Origin of the sequence: Legionella sp. km535, from assembly GCF_003990085.1 — a bacterium.
Classification (GTDB): Bacteria; Pseudomonadota; Gammaproteobacteria; order Legionellales; family Legionellaceae; genus Legionella; species Legionella moravica.
Genome location: NZ_RZGU01000009.1, coordinates 76172 through 100093 on the forward strand (window position 1 = coordinate 76172; position 23922 = coordinate 100093).

Genomic DNA, 23922 nt, shown 5'->3' on the forward strand with positions numbered 1-23922 from the left:
AAATTATTCAATTTATGAGTAGCCCAATGATTCAATTGAATTTAAAATATAAGCTAAAACCAATTATTTCCAGATTATTTATCTTGGGACGGTTATTTATACTGTTTATTTTGAGTCAACCTTCCTTCTCTGAAGGGCTGTCACCTTATTCAACAAAAGAGCTGGAACAACTGGAACATCAATTCATTCAATTGATTAATCAGTCGGACAGCGTAGAACGCAACCCTTTGGCCAGTCAATACATCAATCATATTGGAAAAAAGCTCGCACACTATGGACGTATCAAATCTCCCTATTTTTTTATAGTCAAATCCAGGGAAATTAATGCTTTTGCAGGGCCTGGAGGGTATATTGGAATAAATTCCCAGCTTATATTAACGACCCAAAATGAAAGTGAACTCGCTGCGGTAATGGCCCATGAAATAGCTCACGTTCGTCTTCACCACTTGTACAGTATGATTGAGCATCAGAAACAGATGCGAGTACCGATGTTAGCCTCTATGTTGGCATCGATTGCCCTTGGTGCGATGAATCCCACGGTAGGAATGGGAGCCATGATGGCATCAATTTCCGGATTTTCTCAGGATAATATTAACTTTACCCGATCCAAAGAAAAAGAAGCAGACCGGATAGGCATCGACATGCTGATTAAAGCAGGCTTTGATCCACGCGGCATGGCGGCTTTTTTCCAAAAAATGCAAGAAAATTCACGTTATTATTATTCAGCGGATGTTCCCGCTATTCTTCGTACCCATCCCATGGACGCGGATCGTATTGCTGAAGCAGAGAACCGCACGGCCCGCCTTGAGAGAAAACGATACTCTGATTCACTGGACTATTCTTTGTTTAAAGAATTGATACGTGTTTCCGTGACGCCACAGAGCAAACAAATACTGGATTACTATGAGCATCAATGTAACAAAAGAAATAACTCCATTGCCTGCCAATATGGATATGTACTCGCGTTGTTAAATAACAATGAATATGCAAAAGCAGCGGAGCGTTTAAGGCCTGTTCTCGACAAGTATTCAGACAATTTATACTTTCAAATCGCTATGGCTCAAGCGGAGCTGGGTTTGTCACAAAATAAAGCAGCAATAAACCGCCTGGCAGATGCACAAAAAAACTATCCGGATAATTACGCCGCGCTAATGGCTTATGCCCAGGGTTTACTTTCTGCCAACCAGGCAGAGAAAGCGACCAGCGTATTGCTTAAAGGCAGCAGAATATATAAAGAAGACTTGCCTTTATGCAGAGAATTGGCTCGAGCTCAAGCAGAGTCGCATCAAAAAAATTATGCTTATTTTACCCAATCTCAATGTTTAGTGCTTGAAGGACAACATCGAGCGGCTATAGCACAATTAAAGGTCGCAAAAAATTTATCAAAAAATGATCCATATCTCTTGGCGCGGATAACCGCAAAAATCGATGAAATCAAATTCATGACCGAAAACTAAAGTTTGTTGCCAACTGTTCTCTTTTCCTTCCGCGCTTGATGCCTGAGGATTGAATTCAATCGAGCATTAAAAGTTTAGATGTAGACTAATAAGTGAAATTAGTCTATATTTAGACTAAGCAATGAATCAGGGCACATTATTATGATTCCAGATAAAACGAATACCGCACTAGCCAAAGAGCACATCCAAACGGCTTTTAAAGTGGTTTTGAATATTTTTGATAAATGGCATTGCACTACTGAAGAAGCACTTATATTGTTAGGCCTGAAACGTTCTACCTGGTTCAAATACAAAAACTCCCCGGAACATGCTTCTTTCAGCCATGACATTACAGAACGTATATCGTATATTTTAAATATACATGCCGCATTAAGAATACTGTTTTCCAATCAGGACTCTGTATACCAATGGGTAAGGAAACCCAATACGGCTCCATTTTATAACGGCCGATCTGCAATGGATGTAATGCTTCAGGGACGAGTTGTTGATTTATGGTCCGTTTCCAGCAGGCTTAATGCAGAGCGCGGTGGAAAAGCTTAATGGCATCACTGGATTCACTCAATAAATTAGCCTTTGTGAAACAACGTTGTTATCGCATCATTCCCTCTCAGTTTCCACCAATTCACTTATTTGAAGATGTCGCTAATCCGGAGGAATTCGAAGCCGTTTTTGCGGTACAAATGCTTACCAATCCAAGAATTCAGGAAGAAATTGGCCTGGTGGAAAAAATACCCAGGGATCAAAGACTGTATGCTGTTCCAGGCTGTGGTTATGTTATGGCAGCGTTTACACACATTAATCCCAATGGAAGCAGATTTTCCAATGGTGACTATGGGATATATTATGCTGCTGAATCAATCGCGACAGCTATTGCAGAAACCGTCTATCATAAAGAGCAATTTCTATCCTACACACAGGAACCCGCTCAGGAGTTAGCGATGAGAAGCTTGATTGCTGAATTCAGTGCTGATTTATTTAATTTAACCTTGCTGGATAAAAGCAGCCACCCCCTATATTCATCAAGTAATTATACGCATAGTCAATTCCTGGGTTCTCAAATTAAAGAACAGCAGGAGGAAGGTATCGTCTATCATTCCGTTCGAGCTGAAGGGACAAATTTCGCGTTGTTTAAGCCAAATTCAATTCATCAGTGCCAGCAAGGCGCTCATTTTAGTTATGTATGGGACGGATCACGCATTTCGACGGTATATCAAAAAGTACTTCAAAATTAAATAGGTCCATTCATGTTCCTGAGGTTTATTTAGCTCTTGTTCTAGGCGTAGATGGTTTCCATTCCCTCTCCCCAACCCTCTTCCCGCGAATGGGCATTATCATTTTATTCTAATTCCTTGCGCGGGAGAGGGAGCAGATTGATGCACGGTGGAGTTCACAGCCGATTAAAACACTGGAATAAATAAAAAATCCAAATCAAATGATAACCGGATAGGTTTGCGTGAAGGTTGAAAGATCGCCATCTTAAAAAAGCGAGGCACACATCAGGATAAAGTACCGGAACAAATCAAAAATCCAAATCAGGTGATAAATGGGTAGATTTGTGTGAAGGTTGAGAGATCGCCATCCTAAAAAATCGAGGCACACATCAGGATAAAGTACCGGAATAAATTAAAAATCCAAATCTGGTGATAAATGGGTAGATTTGCGTGAAGGTTGAGAGATCGCCATCCTAAAAAAAGCGCAGTGCACATAAGTGCATGAGCATTTTTTTAGGATGGCGATCTCTCAAGATTCACCAAAGATGCCCGTTTATCAGACAGCAACCTCTTTCCACCAACTTGTTTTGGTCTCAGCAACCCAATCAGCATTTCTTAAATTTTTAACAAAAACTGCTGTTTCTTCTGGAGTTGAATGCTTAGGATCCAGTTTTATGCACCAATCCCAATCACCAGAAGTAGACCAAAGGCTCTGAACGCCATTCATTTTGGCTATTGAAGAAGAGTCTGACCACGCATTTTTTGTCTTTAAGAAAACAACACTATTCCATGAGTTCATTATTACTTTCCTTAGTATTTAATTATGAAAAAGCGCGTTGAATAAAATTCATCGCGTCATATAAAGTTAGACTATGAATTAAGAGAATTCAACGAATCAGAAAATATTAAAAAGGCTAAGATGGCTTTAATTAGGAGCAGTATGACGAGCTACCAAGCCCCCCCCCTATAGAATTCATCATTATTGTTTATCTCAAAAATGTTCTGAAATATAGTGTCTTATTTCTGCGAAGGCATTTAACAAATCCTGCTGAATCACTAAGGCCTCTTGCCAATTTTGCTGGAGAACCAGTTCTTCCTGTTTCATTGCCAAATCATACATCACATTTGCACCAGTATTTCCACAAGTGCCTTTTAATCGATGGCATTTAGCTTTTGCTGCCAAAACATCGTGTTGAGTAATAACATCACCTACTTCTTGTAATAAATTCTCTGTATTATGAAGAAAAGCGTGGAAGAATTCTTTTATGGCAAGTTCGTTAGAACCAAATATCATTTTTATTCGTTCAATATCGAGAATTTTATTGATTTGTTTTTGTTTCAATGCCGTTTTTGACGCATACGATATGTCATTCTTTAACCAGTGAGATAAAACTTGATCTAATTTAACAACACTGATGGGCTTTGGAATATAATCATCCATCCCTGCTTTCAAACATTGCTCCTTATCACCTTTTAAGGCATGTGCGGTCATAGCAATTATAGGAACATGCGTTAATTTCTTTGAGGCCTCGAGTGTTCTTATCATTCCTGTTGCAGTATACCCATCCATTTCTGGCATTTGACAATCCATTAGAATCAAATCATAGGGGCGCTCCTTATAGGCCCCTATGGCTTCAGTACCATTATTTACAATCGTCACGCGAGTATAACCAAGACGTTCCAGCAAATGTATTGCTACCTGCTGATTTATTGAATTATCTTCAGCTAGTAAAATAGTGGCTTGTTTTGATTCTATGGGTTGAATGGGATCCTGAATTTCATGGGACACTAAATTGTCGATAAATGTTCCACTTTTTAATGTAGAAAGTATTGCTTCATATAATTTTGACTGACGAACAGGCTTGGTTAAGCACGTTACAATATTCAGTTCATCCAATCTATCTCGTGCAACGGGCAAACCCAGAGAGCTTAACATTAAAATTGGAATGTGTGCCAAATCGTTTGTTTTTGCTATACGTTCAGCCAGCTCCAGGCCATCCATTCCCGGCATATTGTAATCCAAAAGGATTAGCTTATAGGAATCATCCGCCTCAACAGCTGCTTTTAGTTGTTCCAATGCTTGATAACCATCAACAGCTGTATCACAATTCATTCCCCATGAATTGGTCTGGGATTGCAAAATATTTCGATTGATCTCATTGTCATCTACTGCAAGAACTCGCATATTTTTTAGTTTCGGGAGATAGCTCTCGAACACCTTAGGGGCATTTCCCTCAACTACTTTAACTCTACAAGTGAACCAAAAACGACTTCCTTGTTTCGGAGTACTTTCAACGCCTATAGTTCCACCTAAAAACTCGCACAATTTCCTTGAGATAACCAGGCCAAGACCGCTCCCGCCAAATTTACGAGAAACAGATGCATCTCCCTGAGAAAATGATTTAAATAACCGCCCCATGATTTCTGGTTCAATACCTATTCCAGTATCGATTACCTCAAATAATAAATGAATATAATTCCCTGGTTTGAGTTTTTGTGACTGTTCCTTTACTCGGGATACCTTTAATTCAATTTGTCCTTTTTCTGTAAACTTAATTGCATTACCTAATAAATTAATTAAGATTTGACTTAATCGAGCTCCATCACTATTGACCCATTCAGGAATATCAGCATCAATTAAAGCACCAATAGCCAAATTTTTTAAATGAGCTTTATAAGCCACTATTTCAACAGCATCTTCTATGACCTGCCTTAAATCAAAGTCGGCATAATCCATTTCAAAATGACCTGACTCAATTTTGGAAAAATCCAGAATATCATTTATTAGCGTGAGTAAGGTTTCTCCTGATAACCGGATAGCCTTTACAAACTCCATTTGCTCGTGTGTTAACACAGTTCCCTCAAGTAAGCTGGTCATCCCAATCACACCATTTAAGGGAGTACGAATTTCATGACTCATGGTCGCTAAAAAGATACTTTTCGCTTGATTGGCCTGTTCAGCCAACTCCTTGGCTGTTCTGAGCTTTAAATTTGTTTCCTGTATTTCCTGTGCTCGCTGATAAATTTCACTTTCCATTTGACCCGCTCTGGATCTTAATAAATCATTAATTTCCTGTTGCTGGGTACCTAACTCCTTCAGGCGAATAAATTCAGTGACATCCTCCGCACGATGAATGATGTACAGCACATTATTATGATCATCAAAAACTGGGGTATTAATAGGACTCCAATAACGCATTTCAAAATGATCAGGATCCATTTCTGAACAACGGACATCGTATTGTTGCACCGCCATAGAATCCGGAATTTTATTTCTTAATACATTTTCCAATGAGGTACGTAAATTCCTTACCCCGGTCGCATTGATATCCTTAGGATTATCTGGAAAAACATCAAAAATATTACGGCCTAAAATGTCGTTACGATTTACCAAAGTAGCCGCAATATAGGTATCACTTGCTTCAACAATTTCAAATTGAACATTTAAAATCAGGTAAAGATCGGGAGATGATCGTAAGATACGCAAAATGTCTTTTTTAGATAGTGCTTTATGGACCATATAACCGTCCTGTCAAATATTGGTATTTTCAATAAACCCCTTCAATCAGACTTCTTATTTTTAACTGTTTTAACTGTTTTAACTGATTTATTTTGTTCCGTATGTATCGCTTTATGACCATGACTATCTCGTTTCTCAACCAAAGAGCCCAGATTTCGTATTTCCTGAGTGAGTTGATGCTGTCTGGCATAAATGTCATGTGCTAATTTTTGAATGGCCAACTGCTCCTCATTACGAAGTTCCCCAAGATTTTGCATGTATTGTTCTAATATGCTCCATTCGCTGTTAATGAGCTGGCTCAATTCAGTCATTTTACTGAAGACATCAGCTAAATCTTTTGTCGATTTTCTTTGTGTTGGTTGCTGTTTCTCAAGCATTCCTTCAAGTTTGTTAGTGAAATTAACAATACGTTGTGCAACAAATAATCGGCTGCGTAATTCAACATAGTTAAATGGCTTGGTAAGAAAATCATCAGCTCCTGAATCTAATGCATTGACTATGTTTGCAGTTCCGGAAAGGCTGGTTAACAAAATCATATAAGGAGGCTTGCTCAAATTTTTTGCTCGGCGACATAAACTAAGCCCATCAATCTTTGGCATCAACCAATCGACAGTAACTATTTGAGGACTGTGCTTACCTTTTAATATATCCCATGCTTCCTCTCCATCAATTGCTTCTATGACCGGATAATCCCATTGAGTAATGGTTGCCCGAAGTAACATACGTGTGGAAGGATCATCATCAGCGATTAATACAGTCGGTTTATTCTCTACACCACAAATAGTACTCATATAAGTCCTTAATCCACATACATCCCATTGTTATCTATTTTATTTTTATACCAGGTAACAAAATCAACCGCAGCTAATGGCTTGGAGATTAAATATCCCTGAATGTGTTCACAGCCTAAATCGATAAGATTATCTACTGCTTCTTTTGTTTCAACGCCTTCAGCAACTAATGATAATCCCATGTTCTGCCCCAAATTAATGATCGCACGCACAATGTGTTTGTTTGCCTTGTTGGTCATTAAATCCGTTACAAAGGACTTGTCTATTTTCAGTTCAGTAAAAGGTAATCGTTGCAATTCTACTAAAGAGGAATAGCCAGTACCAAAATCATCAATGGATAAGGAATAACCCTTCAAACGTAATCGAGTCAGTACTTCTAATACAATATCAGGCCAATGCATTGCTGCTGATTCTGTAATTTCAAAACAAATATGGTTTGGGTTAACTTTATATTCTCTAGACAATTTGTCCAATTCATCAGGTAAAATCAGATCAGTTAAAATTTTGGGGGATAAGTTAATTGCGATATTGATTTTAATATTCTCTTTGCTCCAGAGGGCATATTGGCAGAATACTTCCTTTAATATCCAGTAGGTCATTGGAATAATAAGACCGCTCTCTTCAGCTAGTGGTATGAAACGATCTGGGGAAGTAAGACCATGGTTAGGGCGGTCCCAACGAATTAAGGCCTCCACTCCAACTAACTTTTTATTATGAAGTGCAATTTTAGGCTGGTAATGCATACAAAATTGTTTTTTTTCCAAACCAATAGTAATCGCTTCATCGTCAATAATAACGCTTTTTTTATCAATCAAATCAAGGATCTCTTTTATTGAATCATCACCAAGGGAACTTTGTGGCATCACATGTACAGTTAATCCTTTTGAAACCCCAATTCGATTAATGGAGAGAAGAATTTTTTCTTCACAATCACCTACAACCAATATTGGAATGTTACAGTTCAAATTAGCCAGCAAATCGAGCAAATCGATAATGCATGGCTCCTGAATAGATGTATCCAGTAATATAAAAGCAATATGAGAGGAATCAATGGCCGTGGGCAACTCCCGTCCATTATGTATAAAGAGCACGTCAAGTAAAGAGATTTTACATAAAGAAGAAATCAGCGAGATTAATTTTTTATCGTTGGTGCAAGCAATTATGTTTCTTTTTACAGCCATTTTTGTTCCCTTTGCAGCAAGACGAACCTGCTTCACGCTTTCTTTTTAATCACTATTAATTAATTATAGTCAAGCGAACAATAATAACCAAATGGCGCAGAACAAAGAAAGAGGATCAATACCTCAATCAAGATCCAGTTTTTTTAATTTATAGCGTAAGGTCCGAAAACTGACTCCTAATAACCGGGCAGCAGCCGTGCGATTCCACTTCGTTTTATTTAACGCATCCAAGATCAGTTCTTTTTCTTGATCATGGATAAATCCGGGTAAATCGGCTGATCCAGTCATTATATGTGAGGGTATTGGTGAAGGCGCTTTGGGTAAAAGCAGATCGCCTGGCACTATTACTTCGCCTTCACTCATGGCCATGGCACGTTCCAGAATGTTTTCCAATTCTCTGACATTTCCGGGAAAATGATAGTTTTGTAACAGCTTTAAACATTCATCGCTCATCGTGACTGGACTTCTGTTCTGATTTTTAGCTAATTTTTTTAAAATTGCTCGGACTAAAACAGGAATATCTGAAAGTCGCTCCGCCAGAGTGGGTACACGCAGCTCAATGACATTGACTCGATAATACAAATCCTGTCTGAATGTTCCTGCACTAATCTCTTCCAGCAGATTTTTATGGCTGGCACTTAGAATTCGAACATCAACAGGAATTTCATACAATTCACCAATTGGTTTAATCGCTTTCTCCTGAATCGCTCGCAATAATTTAACCTGCATGGCCAATGGAAGCTCTGCAATTTCATCAAGAAACAGAGTCCCGCCTTGTGCGGCAACAAACAAACCAGATTTATCTGCTATTGCTCCTGTAAAACTTCCTTTTTTATGACCAAAAAACTCGGACTCCATCAACTCGCTGGGTATTGCACCGCAATTAACAGGGATAAAGGGTTTATCTCTTCTTGGGCCATTTGAATGGATCAATTGTGCGGCCAACTCTTTTCCCACACCGGAATCACCCTGAATAAATACCGGAGCCTGACTCCGTGCCAGTTTATGAATACTCTCTCTAAGCTGATTGATTATAGGACTTGTACCAACCAAGGTATCATCCTGATCATTATTTTGCGTGTTTTGCATGGCCAACGCTGTTTTTACAAGATCTTTCAACATCATTAAGTCAACGGGTTTTGAAACATAATCAAAAGCCCCTGCTTTTAAAGTATTTACGGCTCCTTCAACATTCCCATAAGCAGTAATCACAGCAACAGGTAACTGCGGTTTGTATTTTTGTATGTATTTAACCAACTCAATGCCATCACCATCGGGTAAACGCATATCCGTAAGGACAAGTGCATAATCATTGTGTTTCAGGCATTCTATCCCTTTATTAAGGTTAGAAGCGGTATCACAGTTCAAACCCATGCGTGACAAAGTAAGGCTTAATAACTCCCGAATATCTGGCTCATCATCAATTACCAGAACAGTACTTTTTGTCATATCAATAGCTCTTCCGATGGATTTAAAGTAATGGCAAAGCAACTTCCTTTACTGCACTTCACCAAATCTAATCGCGCCTGATTAATTTCGCATAAATCCCTGGCCAGAAACAAGCCCATACCTGTTCCTGTTCTCAGCGTTGTGAAAAATGGCTCAAACACATTTTCCCAATTCTCGACTGGAATCCCGGGACCTGTATCACTAACGGTAATGATGGTTTTATGCGATGATGATTTTACTGCAATCACAATATCTACATTTCCTTGTTCATCACGTCCATGTTGCATTGCATTATCACACAGTATCACCAATATCTGTTCCAGTTGGCTTTTATCAAATACACATGAAACCTGTTTGTTTCTGGGTAATTTAATGGATAAATTACAACGGTTATTATGACAAAAATTTTGCTGAAACTGATCTAATAAGCTGGCAATGTCATAAACCTGAGGATGAGACTGTTGACGTCGGGTCAATTGCAAAACATTTTTAATAACCCCATTCATTCGTTCACAATTATTAATAATTAATTGTTTCAGACGAGCGTCTTCTTTATTCAAACCATGGTCATCGCCAAATAACTGGGCTGCATGAGCAATGGCTCCCAGAGGATTACGTAGCTCATGGGCTATACTTGCCGAAAATCGACCTAATGCAGCCAGTTTGAGTTGTTGTGCCTGTTGCCCTATGTACGACATGTCTTCCAAAATAATAAGCACTTCAGGATTATTGGCCACATCTGTTGAAAAAAAATGGACTCTTAAGTGAGGTTCTTCAATTAAAGTCTGGGCGACACCTTCATTGATTTTATTTTTCATTAAAAAATGATCAAACTTACTGGCAATTTGCTCTGAAAGTTGGTGTAAATTATCTGGATTGTTTTTTTTGTTAACATTAAAAAATTGTCGTGCAGCAGAATTCATTAGTTTAATGTGCTTTGCCTCATCCACATAAATGATTCCTGAGTGCAACCGCTCCACGATGTATTCGTTAATTCGCTGCATACTAGCCAATTCATAACTGCGATGACGAGCCAAATGCTCCGATTGACGGACCCAGTTGGAGAGATACCAGGCTGTAATCGCAGTAGCAAAGAAACCGGCACCATAAATTCCACTATAATAAAACGTACTTAAATCTCGTTGATTATCTATTAAAAATTTTAATACATTGCCACATAACAACAGACAGCTGGCAAGTGCTGCAAAAAAAATCGCCAAGCGTCCCGGAACCAAAATACTCAGAGCGGCAATGGTCACATTAAGGAGAACTCCATACCCGGAATCCATATTTCCTATAATGCTCAACATACTGGAAATCGCAATGACATCGAGGGTTCCAGAAAGAAACACTTGCTTGTCAAAGCTTAAGATTCTGTGATGCCAAAAAGCTAAAAAGAGCAAGGAGAAAACAAAATAAACAACAAGAATACTGTAAAATAAAGGCGAGTGAGGTCGATAAATGAAACTAAAAAAATACATCCCCAATAATAAAATTACACTCAGAAGTCTATAGACATCATAAACTAATAAAATTCGCCATTGTCTGTCTTCTGGATTGTGCATCGGGCGAATAGACATTGAATTAATCCATCCGAGGCTGTTGAAAATTAACTGGTTTAATTACTCCCAACCCCCTGCGTACCGAGGTTAGACTCTGACTCTTGGTCATAAATATGGAATCTTGGAGTAAAGTCAGGGCTAGTCCGGGGTATCCAGTGGTCTTGTGAATGACGAGGTCAAGCCTCACCATATAAGGGTCATAGCGCAATTGTCAGCAACCTCTGGTTATTTAAGATTTATCTTAGTATAGAACCATAAAAATGAGTTTTGCGATAGAGCAACGGAGATCAATACTTCCATAATTTATAGGACACCCAAATGTCGCGTGCATCCTGTGAACCATTATCCTTGGCCTTGGCTATCCAATATTTCGCTTTGGCCAGATCACGCTTGACACCCTTTCCATTAGCATACAACAAACCCAAATTGATTTGTGCCAGGGTCAGGTTTTGTTCTGCTGCTTTGGTATACCAGTAAATGGCTTTATTGATGTCGCGTTGAATACCCTCGCCATTCATATACATCACGGCAAGATTATTCTGAGCCAAGGGCTGTCCCAGTTCGGCTGCTTTGGTATACCAGTTAATGGCCTGTTTATTATCCTTTTTAACCCCAAGGCCATTCATATACATCACAGCCAGATTGTGTTCCCCCAAGGGTAAACCCTGTTCCGCAGATTTTTTGTACCAGGAAACAGCTTCCTTATAATTTATGGGCATGCCCTGGCCTTTCATGTACATTAAACCCAGGTTATTTTGTGCTTCAGCATCACCTTGATCTGCTGCTTTCTTAAACCATTTGAATGCCTGCTGATAGTCTTTATACTGTCCCTCGCTAGAATAAATTATGCCAAGATTATTTTGAGCCATGGCAAAACCCTGCTCTGCGGCCTTTGAATACCAGGAAATCGCTAATTCCATGTTTTTAGACACACCTTGTCCATGCTCATACATAAAGGCCAGATTATTTTGCGACTTCATATTTCCTTGAATTGCAGCTTTCTCAAACCAATACAACGCCTGTTCAGTATTTTGAACTGAGACATCGCCATCCATGTATAAAACACCCAGATTGGTTTGAGATAAAGCTGAGCCGTTATTGGCTGCTTTGGTATACCAATAAATGGCCTTTGTTAAATCCTTTGGTACCCCATCACCCCGTTCATACAAGACACCAAGATTATTTTGTGCGTCCAAATCGCCTTGAGCAGCTGCTTTTTCATACCAGAAAATAGCCTGTGCCGTATTTTTTTTAACGCCGGTACCGTTCATGTACAAAACAGCTAAATTATATTGCCCATCAGAATTCCCTTGATCAGCTGCTTTTTTATACCAAACAAAAGCTTGTTGTGGATCTTTTTCCACGCCATTCCCATTTTCATACAGTATTCCCACGTTATTTTGGCTCAGGGCTAAACCTTGATCTGCTGCTTTTTTTAACCAAATCATTGCCTGCTTGCTGTCCTGAGGCACTCCCTGACCATTCAGATACAATAACCCAATATTATTTTGAGCTTCAGCATTCCCTTGCTCAGCTGCCTTTTGATACCAAAAAGCAGCTTTTTTATAATCCTGTTCTACACCATCCCCTTTCTCATAACTGATTCCTAGCTCCAGTTGCGATTGGGCATCACCATCCTCAGCCTTATCCTGAGAATTTAACTGCTCCTGAGAGCTTCTATGTGAATCAAAATCCAAAGCCCATCCTGGAAATACCAGGACGGTTAAGATTAGAGCTGTAAAAAGAAATCGTTTCATAATAGCTCCTGCACAACACTGTTCAATTATAGCACAACACACACCACCATGAATTGATCAAAAACTCATCACTTAAGATACAAATGCAACCAGAACGACCCATTGTTGCCCATAATGTATTATACTGTATATGTGTAAGTGTGCTGCGATTCATCTGCATGAGAGGATACAATGGCAAAGAAATTTTATGAGGTTCTGGGTGTTAGCGAAACTGCCACACCTGAAGAGATTCGAAAAGCCTATTATAAACTGGCATTAAAAAATCACCCGGATAAGGTCGCTGAAGACAAGAGAGAAGAAGCAACGGAACTGTTTAAAGAAATAAACCTCGCGCACGAAATCTTAAGTGATGAAAATAATCGCAAAGCTTATGATGATGGATTAATCGATGATAAAGGGAGCAAGGTCTTCTATCAACAGAACGAGTCTCCTGAACCGCAACAAACGGATGAACCAGAACAAACTTATGAGTCTCAAGAGGCCTATGAATCTGAACCCACCTATGAGGCTTCAGAAGATTATCAATCTGAAGCAACATATAAGGCAGAAGAAGCTGATGAACCTGAAGAAACTCTCACATCAGAACAAGCAAGTGAATCACAAGAAACCCAGCAAAAAGATGCGAGTCAAAAACTAAATGAAACGCTAAAAGCACTTAGGGACAAAGATTTATCCAACAAAGAAAAAGCTCGATTAATTTCAGAATTGTCTCCAAAAGAAGTTTCAGAATTCATAAAACTGTTGGATGAAAAAATTGAAAATAAAGAAGAATACGTCGATGATTTACATTCTGATAAAGAATTTCATCAATCCGCACGCAACTTATTTAATGCGATAGAACAAGCCCCCCATGTTTCTTCTGGTTCAAAATCAAACGGCTCGTTTATAATGCAGTTGATTACATCCTTTATAGATTGGCTTTTTGGTAAAGATAAGGAACCCGTTTATACCGCTGCTGATAATACAGAATTTAACAACCATATTAATGATGTATTTGAAGAACGAATTAGTGAATCCGAGGATGCAATTGCTCATCAAGAAGACAAATTAGCTGATCTGGAATCTCTGCGGGATGACCTGCAAAGCAGTCAAAATTCAGAAAATAAGAATCCTGTTTTTGGTCAAATGCAACCCATGGGAGAATCAAATAGCATAGACAATTTAATGAGTGATATAAATCAATCTCAATATCAATCAACTCCTAGCGAAGCCAAATCCAAAGAGGAAAGAGCAACTGCGTATCTGGAGGAAGCGCCTAAGGGACCTTAAAAATAAAATTTCATATGAACTTTTTTTTCAAACCAAGAGTTCAATGCGGTAACACCATTGATGAGTAGTATGGCTAACCCATTGAACTTTCTTGATAAAAATTAATACATCTGCTATATGCTATATAAGCTTACGTAAATGACAATCTCAATGAGCATCAAACATTTAAATTTAAATTTATTACGCGCTCTGTATGCTCTGCTCTCATGCAGGCATGTTACCCTTGCCAGCAAACAAATTGGCGTAAGTCAATCGTCAATGAGTATTTCATTAAAACAATTAAGAGAATTTTATAATGATTCCCTTCTGGTGCCTGGACGACATAACATCATGCAACTGACCCCATTAGCTTCATCGTTGATTGAGCCAACCCGTATTGCCATGTCGCAGATTGATGCTATATTTTCATGCCACCAACCCTTTAATCCAGCAACAGATACCCGAACTTTTCGTATTGGTATGTCGGATCTGGTTTCGTATTTAATGGCTCCAAACTTGATACACAAAATAGAAGAATTGGCTCCTGACATCAAAGTCAACATAGTACACCCAAGGTATCTGACATCATCCGATGTATTTGAATCAGGTGAGTTAGATGTCATGGTAGGTATGTTTGAAGGTGCACCAGGGGGGTTAAAACACCAATCTTTGTTTCATGATGAAGCGGTCATTGTTGGGTGTAAAGATCACCCTGCTTTTGAAAACGGAACGATCAGTATGGAAAATATCCTCAAATATCCCTTGATTCAATTGTCCTTAAGCGGCACACCGTTTCACAATTACTTTGATCGATATCTGGCCAAGCTGGGTTATGCCAAACGGGTATCCATCAGTGTAGGACATGGTTTAGTTCCACTCATCACTCTACCTGGCACCAATTACCTGACTCTGACTATTCGTTCAGCAGCAGAAAAATTAAACAGTTATCTTCATCTCAGTATAGCTTCCGTCCCCTTTCCAATTGACGTTTATAGCTGCTATCAATATTGGCATCAGAAGGACAATGAAGATCCCGCCCATCAGTGGTTACGTTCTCTGATAAAGGACGTTGCCAAACATGCAAAAAGTTCACAGAAACCAGGAACACATTGAAACTCGACCATATCAATCACAAAAGAGTATCAATAGCACACCTCAAACAACCAGATTAATAACTCACCTCAGGAACGACGTAATTCAGAATTCAGGTGCGGAAGGATAATTTTAACTATATCATGAGGCAGCATAGCTGCCTCAAAAGAAAGCGGAATAAGGAGATTATGGGGGTTAAGGATTAAAAAGCACGCATGCAACGAACAGTGCGAGGGTTGATCTCACTGACGAGGCTGACGCTACCCGATGGGAAGTTAACCCCGCGCGCACCGGCAAAGGTTTGGTCCTGAGATGAACTCCAAATGAACTCGGCTGCAAACCCGCCAAAGTTACAGGGAATTGCAGCGTTGGAACACAATACGCTATAGACTAAAGAAAGCTCATTTACTGCAGGAAGATACCACTCAGCACCGATATTTCGGCATGGTAGGGCTGCGCAGAAAGTAGGATGAAATACACAAGAGGCGTTTCCCACAATAGCATTGGTATTGAGAACGCCATTATCCAAGCTCGCTGCCCCAGGGACTGTTGTAGCACCCCATATCCATGTAGAGCTAAAACTTTGGGTCTCATCAATGATGATCTTGCCACTGCCTCCGCTTTCTTGAAATACCAATCCTCCTAGGTGAAAGAAGGCTATCAAGGCGGTGGGACTGTTGGCAGTATTACTGCCGCTGACGGTAATCGTACACGGTGCGTAAGGGGTGTTTGACGTGAGTTCGAGTGTACAGCTGGCACCTGGAGCCACACTGGCACAATTGCTGTCATCAACAGACAAGTTAGGGCAGGCTGCATCATCGCTGACTGTAATAGCATTGGCATTTACGGGGCTACCAGCATCATTAGTGACTTCTAAAGAGAGTGCCGCTCCAGCTACTGTGACAACTCTGCTTGATTGCACAGGATTGCTAATGCTTATTAGCGGTTGGCTAGTCACAGTAACATCCACATTCGCCGTACTGGTATTATCTCCTGAGATGGGAATAGTCGTTGGTCCCTCCTGGGTGGCTGAAGCAAAAGTAATCGTACAGCTTGCACCAACCGCCAGAACTGCGCCACACGTTGTGCTTTGTACGCTAATATTGCTGCCTCCCGGGATTGTTGCAGTGACATTCTCTGCCGGAAATGGAGAGTTTATGTCGTTGGTTACGGTAATAATGCCCGTTGAGTTTTCAGCAAACAGTAATGTGGTTTGATTGACACTAAGGGCGGCTACTGGTATTGGTGTAACGGTTATCGCAACATTTAGGGTATTGGTGTTGTTACCGCTGATGCCAATGTTAGTTGGGCCCTCTTGTGTGTTTGAAGTAAACGTAATCGTGCAGCTTGCTCCAATCGCCAGAGCTGCGCCACAAGTTGTGCTTTGTACACTAATGTTGCTGCCTCCCGGGATTGTTGCAGTTATATTTTCTGCCGGCTCTTGCGAGTTAATACTGTTGCTTACAGTCACCAATCCATTATTTCCCACTGCTGCGGTAATCATCGATTTTGTTGCGGGGCTACCGCTAATGCGCAGAATATCAGTTTTCCCCGGTTGATAGCATTGATTACGGTTCGATTGTTGACAAACTACCGGCCCCCCGGTAATCGAACTGTTTAATTGGCTACCGTTTATCTGTAAAGACAGAATACAGGAGTTTTTGTTTTTGAGTACAAAAGGACTACCGCACACATTGAGTCCCGTGGTGATTTGCATAATGCCACGAATGGGCTGCATGGTTAAGGTGCGTTTTTTTTTTGATTGATTGGTGATGCGATACTGTACTACAGCCGTTCCATTGGCAGGTACTGTAATAGTTGTGGCTGTGAGTGGCTCGAAGGTCCACATTGGTTTTCCTGCGAAAGCGGTTGTGATCAGCAGCATGGAGCACAGTAAGGTCAGCATTCTCCTAAAAAAAACAATGTTGTAGTCCCTTTGCATGGTTATTGTCCTTATGTAATAATCTTTTATGTCCAATAGTCTTCAAATGACAATGTTATAGCAATTGATGTATCGAGACAAATGGTTGAGTTAGTGACGTCACTAAGAGCCTCATTTACTGATGTTTAAAGATGAAGGCTATTTTGTTAACTGTTTCAAAGATGAAACATTAACTGTCAATTGTTCTGATAAACAGATAACTCTGCTTTTTGAAATACAGATAATTCATCTCGTTTGTTGAGCAGATGTGGCAGCCGTGCTGCCTCAAAAGAAAATTGAAACTCGACCACATCAGTCACAAAAGAGAATCAATAGTACCCCTCAAGCAACCAGATCAATAAGAACATCGAACTATTAAATGATGGATTATTCAACGACGTTTCGCGTGATAGCCCTTATAGTGGATTTAAACCTAATTTAACCATCACTCTTCTTGGTCCCCAGGTTCCTGCAAGCCCTTTAAAAACGCCAGCTATCTGCGTCCCACAATGAAGGCAATGTCCCATCTCATCAAGACGATAGCTTAGTAATTGGTACCAATCTCTGACAATCACCGGACTCTTGCAGTTTGGGCAATAGGTGGTACTACCAACAGTATCATGCACATTACCGGTATAGACATAATGTAAACCTGACTTTAGAGCTATTTCTCTGGCTCTTTGGAGGGTTGAAGCAGGAGTTGGCGATTTATCCTTCATTTTCCAGTCAGGATGAAAAGCAGTAAAATGCAAAGGAACATCTGGCCCCAAATGATCCATTATCCAGGCCGACATGTTCTCAATTTCAGTTGTGGAATCATTTTCATCAGGGATAAGCAAAGTGGTAATTTCAAACCACACATCCGTCTCTTTTTTTAAATATTCCAAAGTATCCAATACTGGTTGTAAATGAGCCCCGGTGATTTTGTAGTAAAACTCTTCGCTAAAAGCTTTCAAGTCAATGTTCGCAGCATCCATATAGGTATAAAACTCCTTGCGTGGTTCCGGGTTAATATAACCTGCCGAGACCGCAACAGAGTAAATACCCAGTTGGTGACATTCTTTAGCCACATCGATTGCATACTCCATAAAAATCACGGGATCGTTATACGTAAAAGCAACACTACGGCACTGCAAATCTTTTGCGGCATAGGCAATATCTGCAGGCATGGCACTATCCGCTAAAGTATCCATATCCCGTGATTTACTGATATCCCAATTTTGACAGAATTTACAGGCCAGATTACACCCTGCAGTCCCAAAAGATAAAACCGGAGTCCCTGGCAAAAAATGATTTAAAGGTTTTTTTTCAATCGGATCGATACAATAACCACTCGACCTGCCGTAAGTAGTCAGTTTTATTTGATTGTCCCTATTCGCCCTGACAAAACATAATCCTCTTTGCCCCTCACGCAATTTACAATTGCGAGGGCATACATCACATTGAACGCGCCCATCATCAAGCTTATGCCAGTAATGAGTTGAAATAATATCGGTCATCAAATACACCTGCTGTGAAACACTATTCTATACTTATAAGTATAGTACCTGCATGAAAACTGGAGTTTGGTAATGACTGTTCGGCAACCGGCTGTAGCAGGGATTTTTTATCCTGGCGATCAGTTCACACTTCACAATACAATTCAGCACCTGTTAAGTCAGAGCAAACAGAGCAGTCTTCCTCCCAAAGTTCTGCTAGTTCCTCATGCGGGATATCGTTATTCAGGCTCCATAGCAGCCTCAGCATACGCTTCGTTAATCCAACTAAGAGACAGGATCAAGAACATTGTATTACTAGGCCCAGCGCACACCGTGCATCTACGAGGAATTGCTTATGATCCAGTCAACTACTTTGCCACTCCATTAGGAGAAATCGCACAAAATCAGGAGCTGATAACCAAAATAAGTACCCTTCCTTATGTTCACGCCTTAAGTCAGGCCCATCAACAGGAACACTGTCTGGAAGTGCAATTGCCATTTTGTCAGGAACTATTCAACGAATTTACTGTACTGCCTTTGGTGGTTGGCGAAACCAGTGAACAGGACGTGGCGGATCTGTTACAACAGGTTTGGGGAGGAGAGGAAACTCTGATTATAATCAGTAGTGATCTCAGTCATTATCTTCCTTACGACACCGCACAACAAAAAGACAGAAACACCTGCCTGTCCATCAGCACCTTAAATCCAGAATCGTTACATCACCAGGATGCATGCGGTTATTATCCTTTACGTGGATTGTTACATTTTGCCCGTCAAAACCAAATATGTGGACGCTTACTGGATTTAAAAAACTCTGGAGACACATCGGGAACAAAAGATAGAGTAGTCGGATATGCTTCCTATCACTTTTATCAAGATCTAAAATTTACTGATCATTGTGCTGATGAACTACTTTATCTAGCTAAAGAATCACTCCGGCTTCAGGCGACTGAAAATAAACTCCTTGAATTTAATCCTATGCAATACAATGAATTATTACATATCCGCATGCCTTCATTTGTTACGCTAAAAAAGAGAGGAATGCTCAGAGGATGCATGGGAAGTCTGTTTTCTCAGGAAATGCTGGCCGAGAACGTAATCAATAACGCCATTCGTGCCGGATTCATTGATCCACGTTTTCCCAAATTAACCACAGAAGAATTAAATGATATCTCGGTGTCTATATCCATTTTAAGCCCGCTGGAAAAGTTGTATTTTGACAGTGAAAACGAACTTAAATCCCAGATACGAAAGGGAGTTGATGGATTGCTCCTGACCTATAAACAACATCAGGCAACCTTTTTACCGTCTGTTTGGGAATCCATAAACAACACCGATGAATTTCTTGAACATTTAAAGATAAAAATGGGGCTTCCTGCCCATTTTTGGTCAGCTGAGATGAACGCTCAGCGCTATACAACAGAAATCATTAAATAATATGTAGTAATAAACAAATAGTTTAATTAGAATTCAGATTCTTGTACTGTATTGTCGTATTTAAATCGATGAATCATCAACACTCCAGGATATGTTGACAATTGCTCTCTTAGCCTACGTTCCGCGCTTTATGCGCGGAATCTGGTAATGGTCGCATTAAAAGTAGGTGCATTTGGTGAAATCCGCATAGATCCCGCGCATAAAGCGCGGGAAGTAGGAATTAATATTTAAGGAAAGGGTAAATAGATAAAATGTCAACAAATTTTGGTAAATCAAGGACACTGCATGAATATAATCAATATTAATCTATTCTTTGTTTTTCTTTTGCTTAGTGCACCTCTCGCAGCTGAGTCCTCAGGCAGTAATAAATTTAATTCAACAAAAAGTCCTGAAATGCCATCCGGAGCATTCTGGATAGACAATCATTGGCGCAAAAACCCACAGACAACACAAGCAGAGCCCTTTCATTGGAGAAGTACAACCGGAATCAATGATGCAGTTAAAAAAGAAATGAACCCAAAAGGTTTAGACCATTTATTCATTTCAGGAAGTGCTAACCCCACTTTGGCCAATATGATGTGGTTGAAAAAACAATATGGAGCTGATCATCAACTATTTATTATCGATCTGAGACAAGAAACCCATCTTTATCTCAATGGCTTACCCATCAGTATTTTTTATAAAAAAGATGAAATTAACTGGGGCAAAACCTTGGTTGAAATAAATAAAGAAGAACAAAACTGGGTTAACTATCTGTCAGGCACAAACTCCATACTGATTCATATTCTGGGTCGACCCGTTTCAGGGTTTAAAGTTCCCACACATCCAACAATAATTTCAATCAAAAATACCCGTACTGAACAGCAAACCACAGAGCTTGGCGGGATAGGTTATTTCAGAATTCCTGTACCCGACTACCACCCTCCTGCTCCCGAACAGGTTGATGAGTACCTGGCTTTATTGAAAAAATTACCAGCAAATGCCTGGCTGCATTATCATTGCGCCGCAGGGAAAGGGAGAACAACCACCTTTATGGTGATGCACGACATTATGGCCAATGGAACGCAAGTGAATCTTATGGATATCATCAATAGACAAATGCGTTTGGGTGGAATCAATGTATTAGCCCCCTCTGGTTCCATATCTGCCCAACCCTGGAAAAGTCAATCTCATAAAGCCCGGGCTGATTTTATAAAATTATTTTACACCTATGTCCACAATGGAATTTACCCGAATCTGAGTTTTACGCAATGGATAAACAATCAACCCAACGGGCCTTATAAATCGATATTAAAGACCAAAGCGTACCCTCAATTGTAATCGAAAACTGTTCATCCAGTCAGGGAAGCCTCCTTGCTGCACCTGAAAAATTGCCCTTTACCTGATGATTTTCTTTAGATTTCAAGAATATTCCCAATTTTATATGCTATTTTTTATATAAAGGACTTTGAATCATCTACCAGATGCTTAAACAGAGAGATCTGATTACATGGAACATTCATTTGTATTTAATGAAGTTACTCTAAAACGAATACCTCAATTCTTGGTTCTCATCATTATCCTGTTATTAGGCTTGCCCTATATTGGTTTGTATTTCGGCTTGGATTTCAGCACAATTGCCAATAAATTAAATCCCCAAACGGAAGTTAATGCGTTCTTTTTCGAATCTCAGATTCGTGGTTATTTCAGACAAACATTATTGCAATGGTCTGGTTTTTCACTAGCTGCAGTCACCATTTTACTGGCTTTTACTCAATACAGATTAAGCAACGACAAAGTCGCTTTAATTATAGGTTTGGCTGTTTTATTTTCCGGATCCACAGAAGCACTGCATACATTGGTTATTGATGGCTTATCTTTGGAATACACCCAAAAAAACAATCTGGATGCCTTAATATGGACTTTCTCCAACAGCATCAGTGGGTTAATATTAGCTATCGGCTTGATTATATTAATTACCTCGAATGACAGGCACAATGTAAGTTTTACTACCTTTATTTTACTCACCACACTACTGGTACTGAGTGCCATCACTATCATTTATTATGTAACCGAAGTGAATGAACTCCCGCAAATGTGGTTTTCTGACTTCACTCTATCTCGCCCCTATGAGTTAATTTCTGTTTTTATTTATTTAATGTTAATACTATTCATTTACCCCAAAGCATATAAAGCACACCCAACAATTTTGGTTGATAGCATTTTCTATATGGCTGTAACTCAGATAGTCACTTCGTTTTATATCATGATACTGTCCAGCTCTCCCTATGACAGCGCATACAATATTGCTTACGTGCTCAAGCTTGTTAATTATTTTATACCCTGCACCTGTCTGGTTATTAATTATGTGTTTTCGTATACCGCTGTTTTGAAAGCACAAAAAAGATTAAAAAGAAAACAGGAGGAGCTAGCCTATATCGCGTCTCATGACTCATTAACCAATCTGTATAACAGACGTGAATTCGAAATCTTGCTGGATAAATCAATTTCAAACGCAGCGAGAACACAGAGTTCAGTCGCCCTTTTGCTTATTGATCTTGATAACTTTAAATCAACCAATGATACCTTTGGTCATGTTCATGGTGATGAGCTTCTTAGACAATTTTCCAATCGACTGGTTTTACTAACCCGAAAAGGAGACATTCTCTCCAGGGTAGGTGGTGATGAATTTACCTTGATTTCACCCAATTTGAAATCACATTCCTCCGCTCGCCAACTCGCTGAGCGTATTTTAAATGAATTAAACAGTCCTTATCCAATAAACGGAAAATTGATTACCGTAACAGTGAGCATAGGCATCTCAATCTATCCTGAGGACAGCAGGAGTTCCGAAGATTTGCTGATCAGAGCAGATCTGGCCATGTACAAAGCAAAACACAGTGGAAAAAACACCTATCAATTTTATACTGAGCAGCTCAGTTATCTGCAACATAGGGAATCAGAGATCGAAGCGCATCTCCGTAAAGCACTCCAAAATGACGAATTTGAGCTGAATTATCAGCCCAAGTTCAATTTGTTGACCATGGAAGTTATTGGTGCTGAAGTATTGTTACGCTGGCACAACGACGTTTTGGGTGAGGTATCCCCAAATGAATTTATCCCTGTTGCCGAGGCTACTGGCTTAATCATTGACCTGGGACTCTGGATTATCAAAAAATCGTCTGAGCAAATCATGTCATGGATGCTGAAACACCCCAAAAAACTGTCATTTTCCATTAATATCTCACCCATTCAATTAGCCAATAATCAATTTCTTAAAAACCTTAAATGCACATTGAAAGACAACAGCTTTCCATCTGAACACATGGAACTGGAGATTACAGAAAGCCTGCTAATGGGCGACAATGATGAAGTGAGCTCTGTACTTAATGGCATCTCCGGATTAGGAATAAAAATTTCACTCGATGACTTTGGTAAGGGCTATTCCTCTCTCAGCCGGCTTAAAATGTTGCCCATAGACACATTAAAAATTGATAAAGACTTTATTTCTGACATACATAATGAAAAAGACAAGGTCATCCTGGTAGATATTATTATCAAATTAGCTCACGAACTGGGAATGAGCATTGTTGCAGAAGGGATAGAGACGACACACCAATTAAAATATCTTATTTCAAAAAAATGCCACATAGGACAAGGGTTTCTCCTCAGTAAACCCTTACCACCAGATCAGTTTGAAGTGCTTGCCTTTGAACAGACAGCAGAGAATAACTCGTTCTCAGAAAAATCGGTATAAACCATGTAGGCACATCACTCATTAACCGAAATCCCGCGGCATAAGCGCGAGAACTCGGTGAATAAAGCTGAGCTAATTTTTA

General features: G+C 39.7%; 17 protein-coding genes. 8 read left to right on the forward strand and 9 right to left on the reverse strand.

Annotation, left to right across the window (positions count from 1 at the left end; translation table 11 throughout):
* Positions 1–26 precede the first annotated feature (26 nt).
* From ELY21_RS07070 to ELY21_RS07080, 3 genes are all read left to right on the forward strand, one after another.
* Positions 27–1457, forward strand: a complete 1431-nt coding sequence (locus ELY21_RS07070) for a M48 family metalloprotease (RefSeq protein ID WP_199741664.1) — start codon at positions 27–29, stop codon at positions 1455–1457.
* Between the two features lie 141 nt (positions 1458–1598).
* Complete coding sequence (locus tag ELY21_RS07075) at positions 1599–1997, forward strand: MbcA/ParS/Xre antitoxin family protein (RefSeq protein ID WP_127108182.1); 399 nt, start codon at positions 1599–1601, stop codon at positions 1995–1997.
* Positions 1997–2689, forward strand: a complete 693-nt coding sequence (locus ELY21_RS07080) for an RES family NAD+ phosphorylase (RefSeq protein ID WP_127108184.1) — start codon at positions 1997–1999, stop codon at positions 2687–2689. The genes ELY21_RS07075 and ELY21_RS07080 overlap by 1 nt, the downstream gene beginning before the upstream one ends.
* A 535-nt stretch (positions 2690–3224) precedes the next feature.
* Here ELY21_RS07080 and ELY21_RS07085 read toward each other — a convergent pair.
* The 7 genes from ELY21_RS07085 to ELY21_RS07115 form a co-directional block, all read right to left on the reverse strand.
* Positions 3225–3467, reverse strand: coding sequence for a hypothetical protein (locus ELY21_RS07085; protein WP_127108186.1), 243 nt, complete (start codon positions 3465–3467; stop codon positions 3225–3227).
* 192 nt (positions 3468–3659) lie between these two features.
* Complete coding sequence (locus ELY21_RS07090; RefSeq protein ID WP_127108188.1) at positions 3660–6188, reverse strand: response regulator; 2529 nt, start codon at positions 6186–6188, stop codon at positions 3660–3662.
* 41 nt (positions 6189–6229) lie between these two features.
* The gene (locus tag ELY21_RS07095; RefSeq protein WP_127108190.1) at positions 6230–6979 is read right to left on the reverse strand and encodes a response regulator; all 750 of its coding nucleotides are present in this window, start codon (positions 6977–6979) and stop codon (positions 6230–6232) included.
* An 8-nt stretch (positions 6980–6987) separates the two neighbouring features.
* Positions 6988–8160: a bifunctional diguanylate cyclase/phosphodiesterase gene (locus ELY21_RS07100; RefSeq protein ID WP_127108192.1), complete on the reverse strand. Its 1173-nt coding sequence runs from the start codon at positions 8158–8160 to the stop codon at positions 6988–6990.
* A gap of 123 nt (positions 8161–8283) precedes the next feature.
* A complete protein-coding gene (locus tag ELY21_RS07105) occupies positions 8284–9609 on the reverse strand; it encodes a sigma-54 dependent transcriptional regulator (protein WP_127108194.1) in 1326 nt (441 codons plus the stop codon).
* Entirely contained in the window at positions 9606–11189 is a 1584-nt protein-coding gene (locus ELY21_RS07110) for an ATP-binding protein (protein ID WP_127108196.1), read from the reverse strand. Before ELY21_RS07110 ends, ELY21_RS07105 begins: the two co-directional genes overlap by 4 nt.
* A gap of 269 nt (positions 11190–11458) precedes the next feature.
* Positions 11459–12928, reverse strand: a complete 1470-nt coding sequence (locus ELY21_RS07115) for a tetratricopeptide repeat protein (protein ID WP_127108198.1) — start codon at positions 12926–12928, stop codon at positions 11459–11461.
* Positions 12929–13099: 171 nt separating this feature from the next.
* On the opposite strand from ELY21_RS07115, the gene ELY21_RS07120 reads away from it, so the two are divergent.
* Together ELY21_RS07120 and ELY21_RS07125 are read left to right on the forward strand one after the other, a co-directional pair.
* Entirely contained in the window at positions 13100–14197 is a 1098-nt protein-coding gene (locus tag ELY21_RS07120; RefSeq protein WP_127108200.1) for a J domain-containing protein, read from the forward strand.
* Positions 14198–14347: 150 nt separating this feature from the next.
* Positions 14348–15289, forward strand: coding sequence for a LysR family transcriptional regulator (locus ELY21_RS07125; protein ID WP_233588677.1), 942 nt, complete (start codon positions 14348–14350; stop codon positions 15287–15289).
* 181 nt (positions 15290–15470) lie between these two features.
* On the opposite strand, the gene ELY21_RS07130 is transcribed toward ELY21_RS07125, so the two are convergent.
* Both ELY21_RS07130 and amrS read right to left on the reverse strand, forming a co-directional pair.
* The gene (locus ELY21_RS07130; protein ID WP_233588678.1) at positions 15471–17117 is read right to left on the reverse strand and encodes a DUF1566 domain-containing protein; all 1647 of its coding nucleotides are present in this window, start codon (positions 17115–17117) and stop codon (positions 15471–15473) included.
* Between the two features lie 488 nt (positions 17118–17605).
* The gene (gene amrS / locus ELY21_RS07135) at positions 17606–18688 is read right to left on the reverse strand and encodes an AmmeMemoRadiSam system radical SAM enzyme (RefSeq protein ID WP_127108202.1); all 1083 of its coding nucleotides are present in this window, start codon (positions 18686–18688) and stop codon (positions 17606–17608) included.
* A gap of 72 nt (positions 18689–18760) precedes the next feature.
* On the opposite strand from amrS, the gene amrB reads away from it, so the two are divergent.
* The 3 genes from amrB to ELY21_RS07150 all read left to right on the forward strand — a co-directional run bounded on the left by amrB (position 18761) and on the right by ELY21_RS07150 (position 23840).
* Positions 18761–20104, forward strand: a complete 1344-nt coding sequence (gene amrB / locus ELY21_RS07140; RefSeq protein ID WP_127108204.1) for an AmmeMemoRadiSam system protein B — start codon at positions 18761–18763, stop codon at positions 20102–20104.
* A gap of 285 nt (positions 20105–20389) precedes the next feature.
* Complete coding sequence (locus tag ELY21_RS07145; RefSeq protein ID WP_127108206.1) at positions 20390–21424, forward strand: hypothetical protein; 1035 nt, start codon at positions 20390–20392, stop codon at positions 21422–21424.
* A 169-nt stretch (positions 21425–21593) separates the two neighbouring features.
* The gene (locus ELY21_RS07150; protein WP_127108208.1) at positions 21594–23840 is read left to right on the forward strand and encodes a bifunctional diguanylate cyclase/phosphodiesterase; all 2247 of its coding nucleotides are present in this window, start codon (positions 21594–21596) and stop codon (positions 23838–23840) included.
* Positions 23841–23922 lie beyond the last annotated feature (82 nt).